Source organism: Erwinia sp. S38 (assembly GCF_016624545.1).
GTDB lineage: Bacteria > Pseudomonadota > Gammaproteobacteria > Enterobacterales > Enterobacteriaceae > Erwinia > Erwinia coffeiphila.
Map to the genome: position 1 here is coordinate 78,951 of NZ_JACVTS010000005.1, position 18,871 is coordinate 97,821.

At 54.1% G+C, this 18,871-nt stretch carries 16 protein-coding genes and 1 other annotated feature; of the genes, 13 read left to right on the forward strand and 3 right to left on the reverse strand.

The genetic code is table 11. The annotated features are described in order from the left end of the window. Window positions 1-25: 25 nt before the first annotated feature. Window positions 26-904, reverse strand: a complete 879-nt coding sequence (gene robA / locus IBT46_RS07555; RefSeq protein WP_200545127.1) for an MDR efflux pump AcrAB transcriptional activator RobA — start codon at window positions 902-904, stop codon at window positions 26-28. 214 nt (window positions 905-1,118) lie between these two features. On the opposite strand from robA, the gene creA reads away from it, so the two are divergent. Beyond that, window positions 1,119-1,595: a protein CreA gene (creA, locus tag IBT46_RS07560; RefSeq protein ID WP_200545128.1), complete on the forward strand. Its 477-nt coding sequence runs from the start codon at window positions 1,119-1,121 to the stop codon at window positions 1,593-1,595. A gap of 77 nt (window positions 1,596-1,672) precedes the next feature. On the opposite strand, the gene arcA is transcribed toward creA, so the two are convergent. Beyond that, entirely contained in the window at window positions 1,673-2,389 is a 717-nt protein-coding gene (arcA, locus tag IBT46_RS07565) for a two-component system response regulator ArcA (RefSeq protein WP_105594790.1), read from the reverse strand. A 612-nt stretch (window positions 2,390-3,001) separates the two neighbouring features. Between arcA and IBT46_RS07570 the strand changes: the two genes are divergently transcribed. The 5 genes from IBT46_RS07570 to thrC all read left to right on the forward strand — a co-directional run bounded on the left by IBT46_RS07570 (window position 3,002) and on the right by thrC (window position 8,731). Beyond that, the gene (locus IBT46_RS07570; RefSeq protein ID WP_200545129.1) at window positions 3,002-3,700 is read left to right on the forward strand and encodes a tRNA/rRNA methyltransferase; all 699 of its coding nucleotides are present in this window, start codon (window positions 3,002-3,004) and stop codon (window positions 3,698-3,700) included. Between the two features lie 193 nt (window positions 3,701-3,893). Continuing rightward, window positions 3,894-3,965, forward strand: coding sequence for a thr operon leader peptide (thrL, locus tag IBT46_RS07575; protein WP_105594825.1), 72 nt, complete (start codon window positions 3,894-3,896; stop codon window positions 3,963-3,965). Continuing rightward, window positions 3,901-4,022 (forward strand) — a sequence feature (Thr leader region). (Overlaps the previous gene by 65 nt.) A gap of 24 nt (window positions 4,023-4,046) precedes the next feature. Next, window positions 4,047-6,509 carry a bifunctional aspartate kinase/homoserine dehydrogenase I gene (thrA, locus tag IBT46_RS07580; RefSeq protein WP_200545130.1) on the forward strand — a complete coding sequence of 821 codons (2,463 nt, stop codon included), beginning with the start codon at window positions 4,047-4,049 and terminating at the stop codon, window positions 6,507-6,509. Between the two features lie 2 nt (window positions 6,510-6,511). After that, a complete protein-coding gene (thrB, locus tag IBT46_RS07585; RefSeq protein WP_200545131.1) occupies window positions 6,512-7,441 on the forward strand; it encodes a homoserine kinase in 930 nt (309 codons plus the stop codon). Between the two features lie 3 nt (window positions 7,442-7,444). Beyond that, a complete protein-coding gene (gene thrC / locus IBT46_RS07590) occupies window positions 7,445-8,731 on the forward strand; it encodes a threonine synthase (protein WP_200545132.1) in 1,287 nt (428 codons plus the stop codon). A 111-nt stretch (window positions 8,732-8,842) separates the two neighbouring features. On the opposite strand, the gene yaaA is transcribed toward thrC, so the two are convergent. Continuing rightward, window positions 8,843-9,619 (reverse strand): peroxide stress protein YaaA, encoded by a 777-nt coding sequence (gene yaaA / locus IBT46_RS07595; RefSeq protein ID WP_200545133.1) that lies wholly within the window; start codon window positions 9,617-9,619, stop codon window positions 8,843-8,845. Between the two features lie 266 nt (window positions 9,620-9,885). Between yaaA and tal the strand changes: the two genes are divergently transcribed. From tal to nhaR, 7 genes are all read left to right on the forward strand, one after another. After that, the gene (tal, locus tag IBT46_RS07600; protein WP_105594784.1) at window positions 9,886-10,839 is read left to right on the forward strand and encodes a transaldolase; all 954 of its coding nucleotides are present in this window, start codon (window positions 9,886-9,888) and stop codon (window positions 10,837-10,839) included. Window positions 10,840-11,106: 267 nt separating this feature from the next. Continuing rightward, window positions 11,107-11,694: a molybdopterin adenylyltransferase gene (gene mog, locus IBT46_RS07605; RefSeq protein ID WP_200545134.1), complete on the forward strand. Its 588-nt coding sequence runs from the start codon at window positions 11,107-11,109 to the stop codon at window positions 11,692-11,694. A gap of 128 nt (window positions 11,695-11,822) precedes the next feature. Further along, window positions 11,823-13,127: an MFS transporter gene (locus IBT46_RS07610; RefSeq protein WP_200545135.1), complete on the forward strand. Its 1,305-nt coding sequence runs from the start codon at window positions 11,823-11,825 to the stop codon at window positions 13,125-13,127. A gap of 236 nt (window positions 13,128-13,363) precedes the next feature. After that, window positions 13,364-15,271: a molecular chaperone DnaK gene (dnaK, locus tag IBT46_RS07615; RefSeq protein WP_200545136.1), complete on the forward strand. Its 1,908-nt coding sequence runs from the start codon at window positions 13,364-13,366 to the stop codon at window positions 15,269-15,271. 110 nt (window positions 15,272-15,381) lie between these two features. Beyond that, window positions 15,382-16,521, forward strand: a complete 1,140-nt coding sequence (dnaJ, locus tag IBT46_RS07620) for a molecular chaperone DnaJ (RefSeq protein ID WP_200545137.1) — start codon at window positions 15,382-15,384, stop codon at window positions 16,519-16,521. Window positions 16,522-16,786: 265 nt separating this feature from the next. Next, complete coding sequence (gene nhaA, locus IBT46_RS07625; RefSeq protein WP_200545138.1) at window positions 16,787-17,947, forward strand: Na+/H+ antiporter NhaA; 1,161 nt, start codon at window positions 16,787-16,789, stop codon at window positions 17,945-17,947. Between the two features lie 18 nt (window positions 17,948-17,965). After that, window positions 17,966-18,856 carry a transcriptional activator NhaR gene (gene nhaR / locus IBT46_RS07630; protein WP_105594774.1) on the forward strand — a complete coding sequence of 297 codons (891 nt, stop codon included), beginning with the start codon at window positions 17,966-17,968 and terminating at the stop codon, window positions 18,854-18,856. Window positions 18,857-18,871 lie beyond the last annotated feature (15 nt).

Consider the following 18,871-nt stretch of genomic DNA (forward strand, 5'->3'; position numbering starts at 1 on the left):
GTGACCGGCCCTGGCTGTTTCCCATTTATTCCGGCGCGCGCCGGATAGGGATCAGATATTCGCAGCGAATTTCAGTCGGCGGTTCAGCGCGCTTTTTACCACCGTGCGTGTAAAAGCGCTCAATATCCTGGCCGTTGCGTCGTGTGAGATGTAAAAGTGGCATACAGGTGCCGTACAGCAGCAGGACAAACTCCTGCAATCCGCTGGTCGATCCCTCATAGGTAAACTGTACATAGTCTCCCCCTTCCAGTGTGACCGGCTGCGCTGATTGTAGCTGACTGGTGTTCTGGTCAGGCATCACGGCTGTTGTGTAAAGTATCTCCTGCTCATCATCTTTTTCAGAACTGGGGTGCGACTGGTGTAAACCATACAGCACCGGTGGAACCGTGTCCGTTTCAGTCAAAAACTGGCGCCAAAAATGCACACGCATATCATCACGAAAACGGGAGATCTGTTCCAACGTGCAGGTATAACTTTGCGTCTGTCCCAGTAATGTTGTTTCCGGCATGCTAACCCACGTTGGCTCCGGAAGTTTAAACTCTCCCAGACGAATGGGCGGGCGAAGCCCGGAAGCATTCCAGTCAGATGAACGGCGATACCAGGCTGGAGTCTGGGTAAATTGCTTTTTGAAGGCCCGGGTAAAGGTTTGTTGAGAATCAAAACGATACTGCAAAGCGATGTCCAGAATCGGACGGCTGGTCAGCCTCAGGGCGACCGCTGCTTTTGACAAACGACGCGCACGAATATATGCACCAATGGCATGCTCCGTGACATCTTTAAACATTCTTTGCAAATGCCATTTTGAATAACCCGCCTTTGCCGCGACGTTATCTAACGACAGCGGTTGATCCAGGTGGCTCTCCAGCCAGACAAGCAAATCTCGAATGATACCGGCTTGGTCCATTAAATCGTCCTCATTCTACTCAGTTCAGTGTTGCAGCAAATAAAGCAAAGTCGGTGGATAGTAGCACTAAATGCAAAATTAAAGTACGCGGTTATAGTTTTAAGAATGTGCTAAATCAATTGCTCATTGAATAGTTCGCGTGAGTAGCGGTGAGCTATGTATGTCATCCAAGATGACTTACAATGTCGGCTATTTTCTTTGAAATGGTAACGTCATGACAATTAAAAAATTGTTAATAGTCGCTTCAGTCGCGCTGGTTTCATTCTCTCTACAGGCTGAAGAGATTGGCTCTGTTGACACGGTTTTTAAACTATTTGGCCCCGATCATAAAATTGTCGTAGAGGCATTTGATGACCCGGATGTGAAGAATGTGACCTGCTATCTGAGCCGCGCAAAAACCGGCGGCATCAAGGGTGGGCTGGGGCTTGCCGAGGATACGTCGGACTCGGCAATTTCCTGTCAGCAGGTTGGACCTGTCACGCTTTCCGATAAAATCGCTCAGGGAAAATCAAACGGAGAAGTCGTTTTCCGCAAGCGCACTTCGCTGGTATTTAAAAAGCTGCAGGTTGTCCGTTTCTATGACAAAAATCGTAATGCTTTAATCTATCTCAGTTATTCCGATAAGGTTGTTGACGGTTCACCAAAAAATGCACTCAGCGCCGTGCCAATTATTCCGTGGGGAGGAAAGTGATCTGCGGAACCGCATGATTTTTAGATAAAAAAATGGGCCGAATAAATTCGGCCCATGAATACTTAATACGATTTCCGTTAATCTTCCAGATCGCCACAGAAGCGATAGCCTTCGCCATGAATGGTGGCGATAATCTCAGGGGTATCAGGAATTGATTCGAAATGTTTACGAATTCGGCGAATGGTGACATCAACAGTGCGATCGTGTGGTTTCAGTTCGCGGCCTGTCATTTTTTTCAGCAGGTCAGCACGGGTTTGGATTTTTCCCGGGTTTTCGCAGAAATGCAGCATCGCGCGGAACTCACTGCGCGGTAGCTTGTACTGCTCGCCCTGCGGGTTGATCAGAGAGCGGCTGTTAATATCCAGCTCCCAACCGTTGAAGCGGTAGCATTCTACCAGTTTACGCTCTTCGCTTACCGCGGCCAGATTCATGGTGCGCGACAGCAGATTACGGGCACGGATGGTCAGTTCACGTGGGTTAAACGGCTTGGTGATGTAATCATCTGCGCCGATTTCAAGACCGAGAATCTTGTCAACTTCGTTATCGCGTCCGGTCAGGAACATCAGGGCGACATTAGCCTGCTCACGCAGTTCACGAGCCAGCAACAGGCCATTTTTACCGGGCAGATTGATGTCCATAATGACCAGATTGACGTCGTTTTCCGTCAGGATCTGGTGCATTTCGGCACCATCCGTAGCTTCATAAACCATGTAGCCTTCGGCTTCAAAAATACTTTTGAGTGTATTACGAGTGACTAATTCGTCTTCAACGATAAGTATGTGCGGGGTCTGCATGTGTTCGCTACCTAAAATTGCCAACAAAACTGGAACAGGACATACCGCCGTCACAAGGCTGATGTGAAAAATCAGCGATAAAAGAACAGCAGTACAGAATAATTTTCTTGATACACCTTAGTTACTGTCAACAACATGGTCAGCGTAGCCAAACGGGTGGCGTCTGAATGCCCCGGCAGTGCAAATACGGCATACATCCTAACTGCAACAACGGCAACATAACAGCACTGGCAACAACCATTAAGCAATAAAGTAACGCTTAGTTGACTTATATCAAACCAATTGTAGCACGTTAACAGTTTTGTGAAAAACTCTTCCCAGAATGCCAGCTTAGCTCACAAACAGAGCCAAATGCTAACGATTAAGGATGAGAGGTTAATCTAACGTTTGCTATACATTTAACAATTGTTACTTAATTGATAAAACTGATTTTATTTACGTAACATCAGGTTTTTATTGCTTATTCAACAGAATGCTAGTGTAACATCAGATTCTTCTCTTTTAAATTGCTACCACTTGGCTGTTGGCGAGTTGTTAAATATCAGCGTCTGTCATTTGTGCCTTCGGCATGGCAAAGTACCCGCTCTGGTTTTGTTAATAGTAAAGGCGGTTATGCGTTTCCCTCTTATTCTTGTTTCTCCTGCTCGTCCTGAAAATGTTGGTGCCGCTGCGCGTGCGATGAAAACCATGGGATTTAGTGAGTTACGTATTGTCAGTAGCGATGTCCATCTTGATGATGCCGCCAGACGGGTTGCCCACGGAGCCTGCGAGATCCTCGATAATGCCACGCACTGGGAATCGCTGGCCGCCGCGCTTGAGGATATCGATTTCAGCATTGCCACCACGGCCCGCAGTCGCGCAAAGTTTCGTTACTACGCAACGCCACAGCAGGTACAAACCGTACTGGAAGAAAAGCAGCGGTGGATTGGCAGCGCCGCACTGGTATTTGGCCGTGAGGATAGCGGCCTGACCAATGAAGAACTGGAGCTGGTCGATCTGCTGACAGGGGTCCCGATGGCCGGGGACTATCCGTCGCTGAATCTGGGTCAGGCGGTGATGGTCTACTGTTACCAGCTATCTGCGCTGCGCCAGGTCAGTGCTGCCGCCGAGCCTGCGGCAGAAATTCCCCAGCTTGCTGCACTGCGCCAGCGTGCGCAGCTGCTGCTGGAGAAGCTGGACGTGGCGGGTGACGTTAAACTGGCGGACTGGCTACAGCAGCGGCTGGGTCTGCTACAGCAGCGGGATACGGCAATGCTGCATCGTTTACTTCACGACGTGGAAAAAAAGCTGGCAGATAAAAACGCTGGCTAATGCCGAATTGATGGCGTGATTTACTGCCATCCATCGCAGGGATAACAGAACAGATCGGCATCAGGCTAAATTTGTCTCAACTGACGTCGCCGGGCCGATAAGGCGCAGGCGATAAAAAAATTGACTTAGTGGGGCAATTGCTTTACTTCTGAAGGCCGACAGATTTTACAGACAGACAGACGATAAATCTAAAATGCGTAAAAACAGCCTGATTACCACAATCATTATTACCACCACCATTACCACAGGTAACGGTGCGGGCTGACGCATAAAGAGTAAAATAGAAAAAAGCCCGCACCTGAACAGTGCGGGCTTTTTTTTGGTGAAAATTCAGGAGAGTTTGAACATGCGAGTGCTGAAATTCGGTGGAACCTCGGTAGCCAATGCGGAAAGATTTCTGCGTGTGGCTGACATTCTGGAAAGCAATGCAAAGCAGGGACAGGTTGCTACCGTATTGTCCGCGCCAGCAAAAATTACCAATCATCTGGTGGCGATGATTGAAAAAACCATCGGTGGCCAGGATGCCGCGCCGAATCTCAGCGATGCCGAACGTATTTTTGCTGAGCTGTTACAGGGACTGGCCGATGCTCAGCCGGGCTTCGACTTTGACCGCCTGAAGAGCGTGGTCGATCAGGAGTTCACCCAGCTTAAGCAGGTTTTGCACGGGATTAGCCTGCTGGGACAGTGCCCGGACAGCGTTAATGCTGCCATCATCTGCCGCGGTGAAAAACTCTCAATTGCCATTATGGAAGGGCTGCTCCAGGCGCGCGGCTACGGCGTCAGCGTGATCAATCCGGTAGAGAATCTGCTGGCAGTTGGTCACTATCTGGAATCAACCGTGGATATTGCGGAATCGACCCGCCGCATCGCTGCCAGTAAAATCCCTGCCAGCAATATGGTGCTGATGGCCGGTTTCACCGCCGGTAACGAGCGCGGCGAACTGGTCGTGCTGGGCCGTAACGGTTCTGACTATTCTGCTGCGGTGCTGGCCGCCTGTCTGCGTGCCGACTGTTGCGAGATCTGGACTGACGTTGACGGCGTCTATACCTGCGACCCGCGTCAGGTCCCGGATGCGAGGCTGCTTAAGTCAATGTCGTATCAGGAGGCCATGGAGCTTTCCTACTTCGGCGCTAAAGTTCTCCATCCTCGCACCATCGCTCCTATCGCCCAGTTCCAGATCCCCTGCCTGATAAAAAATACCGCCAACCCACAGGCTCCAGGTACGTTAATCGGTGACAGTGCCAGCGATGATGACACGCCGGTAAAAGGCATCACCAACCTGAACAATATGGCGATGTTCAACATTTCCGGTCCGGGAATGAAAGGCATGGTTGGCATGGCGGCGCGCGTATTCGCCACCATGTCCCGCAGCGGTATCTCAGTGGTGCTGATCACCCAGTCATCATCGGAATACAGCATCAGCTTCTGCGTGTCGCAGAGCGAGCTGTCGCGGGCCCGTAAAGTGCTGGAAGACGAATTCTATCTGGAGCTGAAGGACGGCCTGCTGGAGCCGCTGGATGTGATGGAGCAGCTGGCGGTGATCTCCGTGGTCGGCGACGGCATGCGCACGCTGCGCGGCATCTCGGCCAAGTTCTTCTCCGCGCTGGCCCGCGCCAACATCAATATCGTTGCTATCGCTCAGGGCTCTTCCGAGCGCTCTATCTCCGCTGTGGTCAGTAATGATGAAGCGACCACCGGCGTGCGCGTAGTGCACCAGATGCTGTTTGCCACCGATCAGGTGATTGAGGTGTTCGTGATCGGCAGCGGCGGTGTCGGCGGTGCGTTAATCGATCAGATTAATCGCCAGCAGGCCTGGCTGAAGAACAAACATATCGATCTGCGCGTTTGCGGTATTGCTAATTCCCGGGCGCTGCTGACTAACGTTCACGGTATTCCGCTGGAAAACTGGCAGGAACAGCTGCAGGCGGCAAAAGAGCCGTTCGATCTGGACAGGCTGAAGCGCCTGGTGAAGGAATATCACCTGCTGAACCCGGTGATCGTTGACTGTACGTCGAGTCAGCAGGTTGCCGATCAGTATGCCGATTTCCTGGCCGATGGCTTCCATGTGGTGACGCCGAACAAAAAGGCCAATACCTCGTCGTATAGCTATTATCAGCAAATGCGTGCGGCGGCGGCGAAATCACGCCGTAAGTTCCTGTACGATACCAACGTCGGTGCCGGTCTGCCGGTGATCGAGAACCTGCAAAATCTGCTGAACGCCGGTGACGAACTGATTCGCTTCTCCGGTATTCTCTCCGGCTCGCTGTCGTTTATTTTTGGTAAGCTGGACGAAGGCGTATCGCTCTCTGCGGCCACGCATATGGCACGTGAGATGGGCTTTACCGAGCCGGACCCGCGCGACGACCTTTCCGGGATGGACGTCGCGCGTAAGCTGTTGATCCTTGCGCGTGAAGCGGGCTATCAGCTGGAACTGGATGATATTGAGATCGAAGCGGTGCTGCCGGAAGCGTTTACCGCCATTGCCGATGTCGATACCTTTATGGCGCGTCTGCCGGAACTGGATGATGCGTTTGCCGCCAGGGTTGCCAGTGCGCGTGACGCGGGTAAAGTCCTGCGCTTCGTCGGTGCGATTGAAGAGGGCGGTGTCTGCAAAGTGAAGATTGATGCCGTGGACGGTAACGATCCTCTGTTTAAAGTGAAAAACGGCGAAAACGCGCTGGCCTTCTACAGCCGTTACTATCAGCCAATTCCGCTGGTGCTGCGTGGTTACGGTGCCGGTAATGATGTGACCGCGGCGGGCGTGTTTGCCGATCTGTTACGCACTCTGTCGTGGAAGTTGGGAGTTTAAACATGGTTAAGATTCATGCCCCTGCCTCAATTGGTAACGTCAGCGTCGGCTTCGACGTGCTTGGGGCGGCGGTATCGCCGATTGACGGTACGCTGCTGGGCGACTGTGTCAGCGTGGAAGCGGCTGACGAGTTCAGCCTGCGCAATGAAGGCAGTTTCGTCAGCAAACTGCCCGCCGATCCGAAAGAAAACATTGTCTATCAGTGCTGGGATCGCTTCTGTGAAGCCATCGGCAAGCGCGTGCCGGTGGCGATGACGCTGGAAAAAAATATGCCGATCGGTTCCGGCCTCGGTTCCAGCGCCTGCTCGGTGGTGGCCGGTTTAATGGCGATGAACGAGTTCTGCGGCAAGCCGCTGAATGATACCGAGCTGCTGGCCCTGATGGGCGAGCTGGAAGGGCGTATTTCCGGCAGTGTACACTACGATAACGTTGCGCCGTGCTTCCTTGGCGGCATGCAGCTGATGCTGGAAGAAAACGGCATTATCAGTCAGTCCGTGCCAGGCTTTGATGACTGGCTGTGGGTGATGGCGTATCCGGGGATCAAAGTCTCTACCGCCGAGGCGCGCGCGATTTTACCCGCGCAGTATCGCAAAGAGGATATTATTCGCCACGGCCGCTACCTCGGCGGCTTTATTCATGCCTGCCATACGCAGCAGCCGGAACTGGCCGCGAAGCTGATGCAGGATGTGATTGCAGAACCTTACCGTACCCGACTGCTGCCCGGCTTTGCCGACGCGCGCGAGGCCGCTGCCGATATCGGCGCACTGGCCTGCGGTATTTCGGGTTCAGGGCCGACGCTGTTTGCCGTATGCAATCAGCTGGATACGGCACAGCGGATGGCGGACTGGCTTCGCCAGAACTATCTGCAAAATGATGAAGGCTTCGTTCATATTTGTCGTTTAGATACGGCAGGCGCACGTAAACTGGGATAACGCATGAAACTGTACAATCTTAAGGATCACAACGAGCAGGTTAGCTTTGCCCAGGCGGTGAAGCAGGGGCTGGGTTCACAGCAGGGCCTGTTCTTTCCGCTGGAATTACCGGAATTCGAACTGACCGATATTGATGCACTGCTGGAGGAGGACTTCGTCACTCGCAGCAGCAAGATCCTGTCGGCGTTTATCGGCGATGAAATTCCAAAAGACCAGCTGCTGGCGCGTCTGAAAACCGCCTTTACCTTCCCGGCGCCGGTCGCCAGCGTGACTGATGATATCGCGTCTCTCGAACTGTTCCACGGCCCGACGCTGGCTTTTAAGGACTTCGGCGGCCGCTTTATGGCGCAGATGCTCTCACACGTCAGCGATGCAGATGAGAAGATCACCATTCTGACCGCGACCTCGGGTGATACCGGTGCCGCAGTGGCCCATGCTTTCTACGGTATGGAAAACGTGCGCGTGGTGATCCTGTATCCGCAGGGTAAAATCAGCCCGCTGCAGGAAAAGCTGTTCTGTACGCTGGGTGGCAACATCCAGACTATCGCTATCGACGGTGACTTTGATGCCTGCCAGGCGCTGGTTAAGCAGGCCTTTGACGATGAAGAGCTGAAAAAGGCGATTGGCCTGAACTCGGCTAACTCTATCAATATCAGCCGCCTGCTGGCGCAGATCTGCTACTACTTCGAAGCCGTTGCCCAGCTGCCACAGGAAAAACGCAATCAGCTGGTGATTTCGGTGCCAAGCGGTAACTTTGGCGATCTGACCGCCGGCCTGCTGGCCAAATCACTGGGCCTGCCGGCGAAGCGTTTTATCGCCGCTACCAATGCCAACGATACCGTGCCGCGCTTCCTGGCCGACGGTCAGTGGACGCCAAACGTCACCGTTGCCACGCTGTCTAACGCGATGGATGTGTCGCAGCCAAACAACTGGCCGCGCGTGGAAGAGATCTTCCGCCGTAAAACCTGGCGTTTGCAGGATCTGGGCTTTGGTGCGGTCAGTGATGAAACCACCAAAGAGACCATGCGCGAGCTGGCCGATCTTGGCTATATCTCTGAACCTCACGCGGCGATTGCCTATCGTCTGCTGCGCGATCAGCTGCAGGACGGGGAGTTTGGTCTGTTCCTCGGCACCGCGCATCCGGCGAAGTTCCTCGAGAGCGTGGAAGCGATCCTCGATCGCAAAATTCCTCTGCCAGAGGCATTAGCCGAGCGTGCCGATCTGCCGCTGCTGTCGCATAAGATGAAGGCCGAATTTGCCGATCTGCGTGAATTCCTGCTGAAGAAGTAATTTGTGCCGGGGCGAAAAAGTTTCGCCCTTAGCTATCTCGCTGATTAGCCGCTCACAGTCAGTTAATTAGCGACAAAACGGAGAGGGTATCGCCCACTCCGTTTCTTTTTTTCAAGCCACTTCACGCCGCTTAAACACCAGCTCATTTCCCTTGCTACCGTCGGCATCGTAAACGTATCCGTCAACATCAAACTTTTTCAGCTGCCCGGGCTTTGTCAGCCGGTTCTGAATAATGTAGCGGCTCATCAGACCACGCGCTTTCTTGGCGTAGAAGCTGATGACTTTGAACTTGCCGTTCTTCTCATCGAGGAACACCGGTTTGATAATCTCGCCGTTCAGCTGCTTAGGTTTTACAGACTTGAAGTACTCATCGGAAGCGAGATTCACCAGCACATTATCGCCCTGCGCGGCCAGTGCATCGTTCAGCGCCAGGGTCAAACGGTCGCCCCAGAAGCTGTAGAGGTCTTTACCCGCCGGGTTTTCCAGCTTGATACCCATCTCTAACCGGTAAGGCATCATCAGGTCCAGCGGGCGCAGCAGGCCGTACAGGCCGGACAGCATGCGCAGGTGCTGCTGGGCATAGTCAAAATCATCTTCGCTAAAGCTTTCCGCCTGCAGACCGGTGTAGACATCGCCTTTAAACGCCAGAATGGCCTGGCGCGCGTTTTCAGGGGAAAACTCAGGCTGCCAGTCATTGAAGCGCTCCGCGTTCAGCACCGCCAGCTTGTCGCTGATGTGCATCAGGGAACCAATCTGTGCCGGGGAAAGCTGACGCGCAACGGCGATCAGTTTCTGTGACTCCTCCAGCAGCATGGGCTGGGTAAAACGTTTGGTCGCCAGCGGGCTTTCATAGTCCAGCGTTTTTGCGGGGGAAATTACCATCAACATGATCGGGGGTCCTTGTGCATCGCGAAAAATTGCCAGTGCATACTGTAGCAAAAAAGCGTTTAAAGAGGACAAATCGCTGTCATTGGTGGATCTGCTGATTCATCGTAAAGGAACGAAAAAAGCCCGTTTGTGTTGAGGTTTTATCCCCCTGTGGCACAGGGTTTTATGGTTGTTGCATGGCAGGGTACGCGTGCTATCATCCGGGGCAGACATTTTCAACACCCTGACAAATCAACCTTGTTTCAACCTTGATGAGAATGACAACTATGACGGACAAATTATCCTCCCTGCGTCAGATCACTACCGTTGTTGCCGATACTGGTGACATCGCAGCGATGAAACTCTACAAACCGCAGGATGCAACCACCAACCCTTCTCTGATCCTCAGTGCCGCCCAGATCCCTGAATACCGTAAACTGATTGATGAAGCCGTTACCTGGGCGCGCGAGCAGAGCAGCGACAAAGAAGCACAGGTTTCTTTCGCCGCGGACAAACTGGCCGTCAACATTGGTCTGGAAATCCTTAAGCTGGTTCCGGGCCGTATCTCTACCGAAGTCGATGCACGTCTGTCTTATGACACCGAAGGCAGCATCGCGAAAGCGCGTAGCCTGATCAAACTGTACAACGATGCCGGCATCAGCAACGACCGCATCCTGATCAAACTGGCTTCTACCTGGCAGGGTATCCGTGCCGCCGAGCAGCTGGAAAAAGAAGGCATCAACTGTAACCTGACCCTGCTGTTCTCCTTCGCTCAGGCGCGCGCCTGTGCTGAAGCTGGCGTGTACCTGATCTCGCCATTCGTTGGCCGTATCCTCGACTGGTACAAAGCTAACACCGATAAGAAAGAGTACGCACCGGCTGAAGATCCAGGCGTGATCTCGGTGACTGAAATCTACGAATACTACAAGCAGCACGGTTACGAGACCGTGGTGATGGGCGCAAGCTTCCGTAACGTAGGTGAAATCATTGAGCTGGCTGGCTGCGACCGTCTGACCATCTCTCCAGGCCTGCTGAAAGAGCTGGCTGAGACCGAAGGCAGCATCGAGCGTAAACTGTCTTACACCGGTGAAGTGAAAGCACGTCCGGCGAAAATGACCGAGTCTGAGTTCCTGTGGCAGCACAACCAGGACCCAATGGCGGTTCAGAAACTGGCTGAAGGCATCCGTAACTTTGCCGTTGACCAGGGCAAGCTCGACAAGATGATCGCTGACCTGCTGTAACAGCCTTCATACCTGAAGCTGTAGCGGCGTTGGCTGCGCGGACGTACCCCGGTCACTTACTGACGTAAGCTCCCGGGGATTAACCCGCCAGCCACCTTGCTACAGCTCCAGTTAATTTGGCTGCTCCAGCCTTCGCACCTGAAGCTGTAGCGGCGCTGGCTTCTACCGTTTCTGTCTGTGAATGTCCAATCGCCCACCCTCGCTATACATCCTGCTTTGCTATGGTTTATCCTTGCGTTAACTTTCTCTATCTGACGGCAAATACCTATGAATACACTTCGCATTGGCCTGATCTCCGTATCTGACCGCGCGGCAAACGGCATCTATCAGGATCTGGGGCTTCCCGCGCTGGAAGCCTGGCTTTCTGAAGCGCTATCCACGCCGTTCAAAATTGAGAAGCGGCTGGTCCCCGATGAGCAGCCGATGATCGAGCAGGCAATCTGCGAACTGGTTGATGAGCTGTTCTGTCATCTGGTGCTGACCACCGGAGGCACCGGTCCGGCGCGCCGCGATGTGACGCCCGATGCCACTCTGGCAATCGCCGATCGTGAGACGCCAGGGTTTGGCGAACAGATGCGGCAGATCAGCCTGAATTTTGTTCCTACCGCTATCCTTTCCCGTCAGGTTGGTGTGATTCGCAAACAGTCGCTGGTGATTAATCTGCCCGGCCAGCCGAAATCGATCAAAGAGACGCTGGAAGGGCTTAAGAATGAGCAGGGTAAGACGGTTGTGCACGGCATTTTTGCCAGCGTGCCCTACTGTATTCAGCTTCTGGACGGGCCTTATATTGAAACTAACCCGCAGGTAGTAGCAGCATTCAGGCCGAAAAGCGCTCGCCGCGAAACAAACAGCTAAAAATCAGGATTCTCAGGCATAAGATCCAGTGCTGTCTGGTGTGAAAGATAATTGCCGTTATAGTAAGCATAGCTTTACAAGGTGTAATTATTTTTCTGCTCTCAGACTATGGATTTATCAGAAGAATCATGGAACAAGCACACGCACGACCTCTGAACCGACAGGATTACAAAACCCTGGTGCTCGCCGCGCTCGGTGGCGCGCTGGAATTCTACGACTTTATTATCTTCGTCTTTTTTGCTGCGGTGATTGGCGAACTGTTTTTCCCCTACGATATCCCGGAATGGCTACGCCAGCTGCAAACCTTTGCTATTTTTGCTGCCGGCTATCTTGCCCGTCCGCTGGGCGGTCTGATCATGGCCCACTTTGGTGACAGCAAAGGGCGCAAGAAAATGTTCAGCCTGAGTATTCTGCTGATGGCTCTGCCAACGCTGGCGATGGGCCTGCTGCCCACCTACGCCACGCTGGGTATTGCTGCCCCCATTCTGCTGCTCCTGCTGCGCGTGCTGCAGGGCGCGGCTATTGGTGGTGAGGTTCCCGGTGCCTGGGTGTTTGTGGCCGAACACGTGCCGCAAAAGCGCGTAGGTTTTGCCTGCGGTACGCTGACCGCCGGGCTGACCTTTGGCATTCTGCTGGGGTCGCTGGTCGCCACGCTGATTAATACCAGCATGACACCGCAGACTATCGCCGAGACCGGCTGGCGTATTCCCTTCCTGCTGGGCGGTGCCTTTGGCCTGTTGGCCATGTATCTGCGCCGCTGGCTGCATGAAACCCCGGTGTTTACTCAGATGCAGCAGCGTAAAGCCTTATCGGATGAGCTGCCGCTGAAAACAGTGGTTTCCCATCATCGCCAGAGCGTGGTGGTGTCGATGCTGCTGACCTGGCTGCTCTCCGCCTGTATTGTGGTGGTGCTGCTGATGGCACCCGCGCTGCTGCAAAAACTCCACGGCCTGCCCGCAGCGTTGACCCTGAAAGCGAACAGCCTGGCCACGGTGATGCTGATCTTCGGCTGCATTATCTCCGGTGCGCTGGTCGATCGCATCGGTGCGGCAACTACGCTGATCGTCGGCAGCCTGCTGCTGGCAGTGACCAGCTGGACTTTCTTCACCGTTGCCGCCGAGTATCCGGCCTGGCTGTTTAGCGCCTATGCGCTGGCCGGTTTATGTGTTGGCGTGGTCGGCGTGGTGCCTTTCGTCATGGTGTCTGCGTTTCCGCCCGCGGTCCGTTTTACCGGGATCTCCTTCTCTTACAATCTCTCGTATGCCATTTTCGGCGGCCTGACGCCCATCATGGTGACGCTGTTGATGAAGCTGACGCCGATGGCACCGGCTTATTACGTTTTAGGCCTGGCCGGGGTTGGTGTACTGGTCGGTCTGTGGCTTAAGCGGGCATCCGCGCAGCGCGTTTTACTGCAGCAGGTCAGCGCGCAGTAACCCCTGATTTGCCGTGGTTAAACCGGACTGGCCTGCGCCGGTCCGTTTTTTTTCAAAAAAAACGAATTTTTTTTGCTGTTGCCCCTTGATGCGGCGCCTGGCGGCCCCATCTTAATTGGCATCCGAGGCTACGGACCTGGAAAAAAAGAGCGGGATGAGCAGTTGAAACTGTGAATAATGCCCGCATTTAAGGTTCATAACCTGATTTGAAATGAATTTAAGTGGGAGACGTTTAGATGGGTAAGATTATTGGTATTGACCTGGGTACGACTAACTCTTGTGTAGCTATCATGGATGGCGGCAAGGCACGCGTACTGGAGAATGCGGAAGGCGATCGCACCACGCCATCCATCATTGCTTACACTCAGGATGGTGAAACGCTGGTGGGTCAGCCTGCTAAACGTCAGGCCGTGACCAACCCGCAGAATACCCTGTTTGCGATTAAGCGCCTGATTGGCCGTCGCTTCCAGGATGAAGAAGTACAGCGTGATATTAAAATCATGCCGTTCAAAATCGTTGGCGCTGACAACGGTGACGCATGGCTGGACGTGAAAGGCCAGCGTGTAGCACCTCCGCAGATCTCTGCAGAAGTGCTGAAAAAAATGAAGAAAACAGCCGAAGATTATCTGGGTGAGCCGGTGACTGAAGCGGTTATTACCGTACCGGCTTACTTCAACGATGCACAGCGTCAGGCAACCAAAGATGCAGGCCGCATCGCTGGTCTGGAAGTCAAACGTATCATCAACGAACCAACCGCAGCCGCACTGGCCTACGGTCTGGATAAAGGCCAGGGCAACCGCACTATCGCGGTATACGACCTGGGTGGTGGTACCTTCGATATCTCTATCATCGAAATCGATGAAGTTGACGGCGAAAAAACCTTCGAAGTGCTGGCAACCAATGGTGATACCCACCTGGGTGGTGAAGACTTCGACAGCCGTATGATCAACTACCTGGTAGCTGAGTTTAAGAAAGATTCAGGTATCGATCTGCACAACGATCCGCTGGCGATGCAGCGTCTGAAAGAAGCCGCTGAAAAAGCGAAAATCGAACTGTCTTCTGCGCAGCAGACCGACGTGAACCTGCCGTACATCACTGCTGATGCGACCGGTCCTAAGCACCTGAACATCAAAGTGACCCGTGCAAAACTGGAATCACTGGTAGAAGACCTGGTTGCTCGCTCTATTGAGCCGCTGAAAGTTGCATTGCAGGATGCGGGTCTGTCCGTGTCTGATATCAACGACGTTATCCTCGTTGGTGGCCAGACGCGTATGCCAATGGTGCAGTCGAAAGTGGCTGAGTTCTTTGGTAAAGAGCCGCGTAAAGACGTTAACCCGGACGAAGCCGTTGCCGTGGGCGCAGCCGTACAGGGTGGCGTACTGGCCGGTGAAGTAAAAGACGTTCTGCTGCTGGACGTTACCCCGCTGTCGCTGGGTATCGAAACCATGGGCGGCGTGATGACCTCACTAATCGCCAAGAACACCACCATCCCAACCAAGCACAGCCAGGTGTTCTCTACTGCAGAAGACAATCAGTCTGCGGTAACCATCCACGTTGTGCAGGGTGAGCGTAAACGCGCTGCGGATAACAAGTCACTGGGCCAGTTCAACCTTGACGGTATCCAGGCTGCACCGCGCGGTATGCCGCAGATCGAAGTGACCTTCGATATCGACGCCGACGGTATTCTGCACGTATCCGCTAAAGACAAAAACAGCGGTAAAGAGCAGAAGATCACCATTAAGGCCTCTTCCGGTCTGAACGACGAAGAGATCGAAAAAATGGTGCGTGATGCGGAAGCGAACGCCGAGTCTGACCGCAAGTTTGAAGAGCTGGTGCAGACCCGTAACCAGGGTGACCAGGTTGCGCACAGCACCCGCAAACAGCTGACCGATGCCGGTGACCAACTGCCAGCAGACGTGAAAGCGCCAATCGAAGCGGCTCTGGCCGAGCTGGATGCTGCGCTGAAAGGCGAAGACAAAGCTGAGATTGAAGCGAAAATCCAGGCGCTGATGGAAGTGTCCGGTAAGCTGATGGAATTTGCTCAGCAGCAGCAGGCCGCTGGCGGCGCAGCCGAAGCAGCCGAAGGTAAGAAAGATGACGACGTCGTTGACGCCGAATTCGAAGAAGTTAAAGACAAGAAATAATCGCCCTTGAGCGGGCATGATGCTCCCCTGATGGAGCATCGTATTAACCAGCACGGGCGTGGAGATTTCTCCCCGCCCGTGCACGCATGTTAAGGGCAGGATCAATAACAATGGCGAAGAAAGACTATTACGAGGTTTTAGGCGTTTCCAAATCTGCGGAAGAGCGTGAAATCAAAAAGGCTTATAAACGTCTTGCGATGAAGTTCCACCCTGACCGCAACCAGGGCGATAAAGAAGCCGAAGAGAAATTCAAAGAGATCAAAGAAGCGTACGAAATTCTGACCGATGAGCAGAAACGTGCGGCTTACGATCAGTACGGTCATGCAGCCTTTGAACAGGGCGGAATGGGCGGCGGCGGCGGTGGTTTCGGCGGTGGCGGTGCAGATTTTAGCGATATCTTTGGCGACGTATTCGGCGATATTTTCGGCGGAGGCCGCCGTCAGCAGCGCGCCGCACGCGGTGCTGATTTGCGCTACAACATGGAACTGACGCTGGAAGAAGCGGTACGCGGCGTGACCAAAGAGATCCGCATTCCAACGCTGGAAGAGTGTGAAGTTTGCCACGGCAGCGGAGCGAAAGCGGGAACCAAGCCGCAGACCTGTTCAACCTGTCACGGTGCAGGTCAGGTGCAGATGCGCCAGGGTTTCTTCACCGTTCAGCAGGCGTGTCCGACCTGTCACGGTCGCGGCTCGGTGATTAAAGATCCGTGCAACGCCTGTCACGGCCACGGCCGCGTAGAGAAATCTAAAACGTTGTCGGTGAAAATTCCGGCGGGCGTGGATACCGGCGATCGCATTCGTCTGAGTGGCGAAGGTGAAGCGGGCGAGCACGGTGCACCGTCTGGCGATCTGTACGTGCAGGTTCAGGTGAAAAAACACCGCATCTTCGAACGTGAAGAGAACAACCTGTACTGCGAAGTACCGATCAACTTCGCGATGGCAGCCCTGGGCGGCGAGATTGAAGTGCCGACCCTGGATGGCCGCGTGAAGCTGAAAGTGCCGGCGGAAACGCAGACCGGCAAGCTGTTCCGCATGCGCGGTAAAGGCGTGAAATCCGTACGCGGTGGTGCGCAGGGCGACCTGCTGTGCCGCGTGGTGGTGGAAACCCCGGTCAGCCTGAACGAGAAGCAGAAAGCATTGCTGCGCGAACTGGAAGAGAGCTTTGGTGGGCCGAGCGGCGATCAGAACAGTCCGCGTTCAAAGAGTTTCTTTGACGGCGTGAAAAAGTTCTTTGACGATCTGACGCGCTAATCTGCTTTACCTCTTAAGCGCAGTATCCGATGGGCGGCCTCAACAGGCCGCCCATTATATTTATTCGGACCCGCGTATTCATCGGCACATTTTCTTCCACTTAACGGTATTTTTCACCTTCGAATATGCACGGATTTATCGCGCCGTATCGCTATACTTCGGAAATTCCGATCGGTTAACCATTTATAATCTGTTTTTTACGAAGAGTTAAAGCGAGTATGCTGTGGCCTTCTTAAAGCCCAAACTCGAATTAATGGAATCTTCGATGAAAACAGCTCTCAAGCGCCTGCTTAACAATGACGCCACCGGCGGTGTGGTACTGATCGTGGCCGCTGCTATCGCCATGTTCCTGGCAAACAACAGCGCAACGCAGCAGGGATACCAGGCGCTGCTGGCGATGCCGGTGCAGTTCCGTTTTGGCGAACTCGATATCAACAAAGATCTGCTGCTGTGGATCAATGATGCGCTGATGGCGCTGTTCTTCCTGCTGATTGGTCTTGAGGTGAAACGCGAGCTGGTCACCGGCTCGCTGAACAGCCGCGAGCGGGCGATGTTCCCGCTGATTGCCGCGCTGGGCGGCATGCTGGCTCCGGCCCTGATCTTCACCGCCTTTAACCATAACGATCCACTGGCGATCCACGGCTGGGCGATCCCCACCGCCACGGACATTGCCTTTGCGCTGGGTATTCTCGCGCTGCTGGGCAGCCGGGTGCCGGTACAGTTAAAAATTTTTCTGATGGCGCTGGCGGTGATTGATGACCTTGGCGCGATCGTGATTATCGCCTTCTTCTACACCAGCAACCTTTCACTGCTCTCACTGAGCGTAGCTGCTGCTTGTGTTGTAGCGCTGGCGCTGTTGAATCTGTGCGGTGTCCGTAAGACCTCGCTGTATCTGCTGGTCGGAGTGGTGTTGTGGATTGCGGTGCTGAAATCTGGTGTTCACGCCACGCTGGCGGGGGTGATCGTTGGCTTCTTTATCCCGTTGAAGGGAGAGGGAGACGTGTCACCGTCTATCGATCTGGCGCACGGGTTACAGCCCTGGGTCAGCTGGCTCATCCTGCCGCTGTTTGCCTTTGCCAATGCAGGCGTGTCGCTGAGCGGCGTGTCGCTTAACGGTCTGTTCTCCGCCGTGCCGCTGGGGATTATCCTTGGCCTGTTTATCGGCAAACCGCTGGGCATTACGCTGATCTGTTGGCTGTCGGTGAAGCTGAAAATTGCCGCTCTGCCCGAGCGGACTAAGATGGTCGATATTGCCGCCGTCGGCGTGCTGTGCGGAATTGGTTTTACCATGTCGATTTTTATCGCTTCACTGGCCTTTGATGCGCAGCATGAAGAGATGGTCACGCTGGCGAAGCTGGGTATCCTGACTGGCTCGGTGGTTTCCGCCGTGGTGGGCTATCTGCTGCTTCGGGTTAAGCTGAAGTAAGGCAACGCGGGGGATGACATGTCGCAGATGAACTTTAACCACCTCTATTACTTCTGGCAGGTCTGTAAAACCGGCTCGGTGGTTAAAGCTGCTGAGGTACTCAACCTCACGCCACAGACCATTACCGGCCAGCTGAAGGCGCTGGAAGAGCGTCTTCAGGGGCGCCTGTTTAAGCGGCAGGGGCGGGGACTGGTGCCCTCAGAGCTGGGACAGCTGGTTTTCCGCTACGCCGATCGCATGTTTACCCTCAGCCAGGAAATGCTGGATATCGTTAACTACCGCAAGGAGGCCAGTCTGTTATTTGACGTTGGCGTGGCCGATGCGCTATCCAAAAAGCTGGTCAGCCAGATTCTGGCGACTGCCGTACAGGAAGCGGAGCCTATCCATCTGCGCTGCTTTGAGTCCACCCATGAGCTACTGCTGGAGCAGCTCAGCGAGCACAAGCTGGATATGATCCTCTCCGACTGCCCGGTCGACTCCTCGCAGCAGGCGGGGTTGTTTTCCATCAAGCTGGGCGAATGCGGCATCAGCTTCTGGTGCCACGATGCGCTGCCCGACAGCGCGTTTCCGGCCTGTCTGACCGCGCATAATCTGCTGGTTCCCGGCAGGCGTTCAATGTTGGGGCGCAGGCTGCTGAACTGGTTTCAGTCACAGAATCTGGACGTTACCATTCTCGGTGAATTCGATGATGCGGCACTGATGAAGGCCTTTGGTGCGGCAAATCGGGCCATTTTTGTGGCACCCACGCTGTATGGCAAAGAGAGTTATTACGCTGAGGGGATTGTTGAACTGGGCCAGGCGGAGGCGGTGGTTGAAGAGTACCACGTGATTTTTGCTGAACGGATGATCCAGCATCCGGCAGTGCAGCGGATCTGCAATAAGGATTTCAGCGCGCTGTTTGCCGTTTAACGGACATAAAAAAAC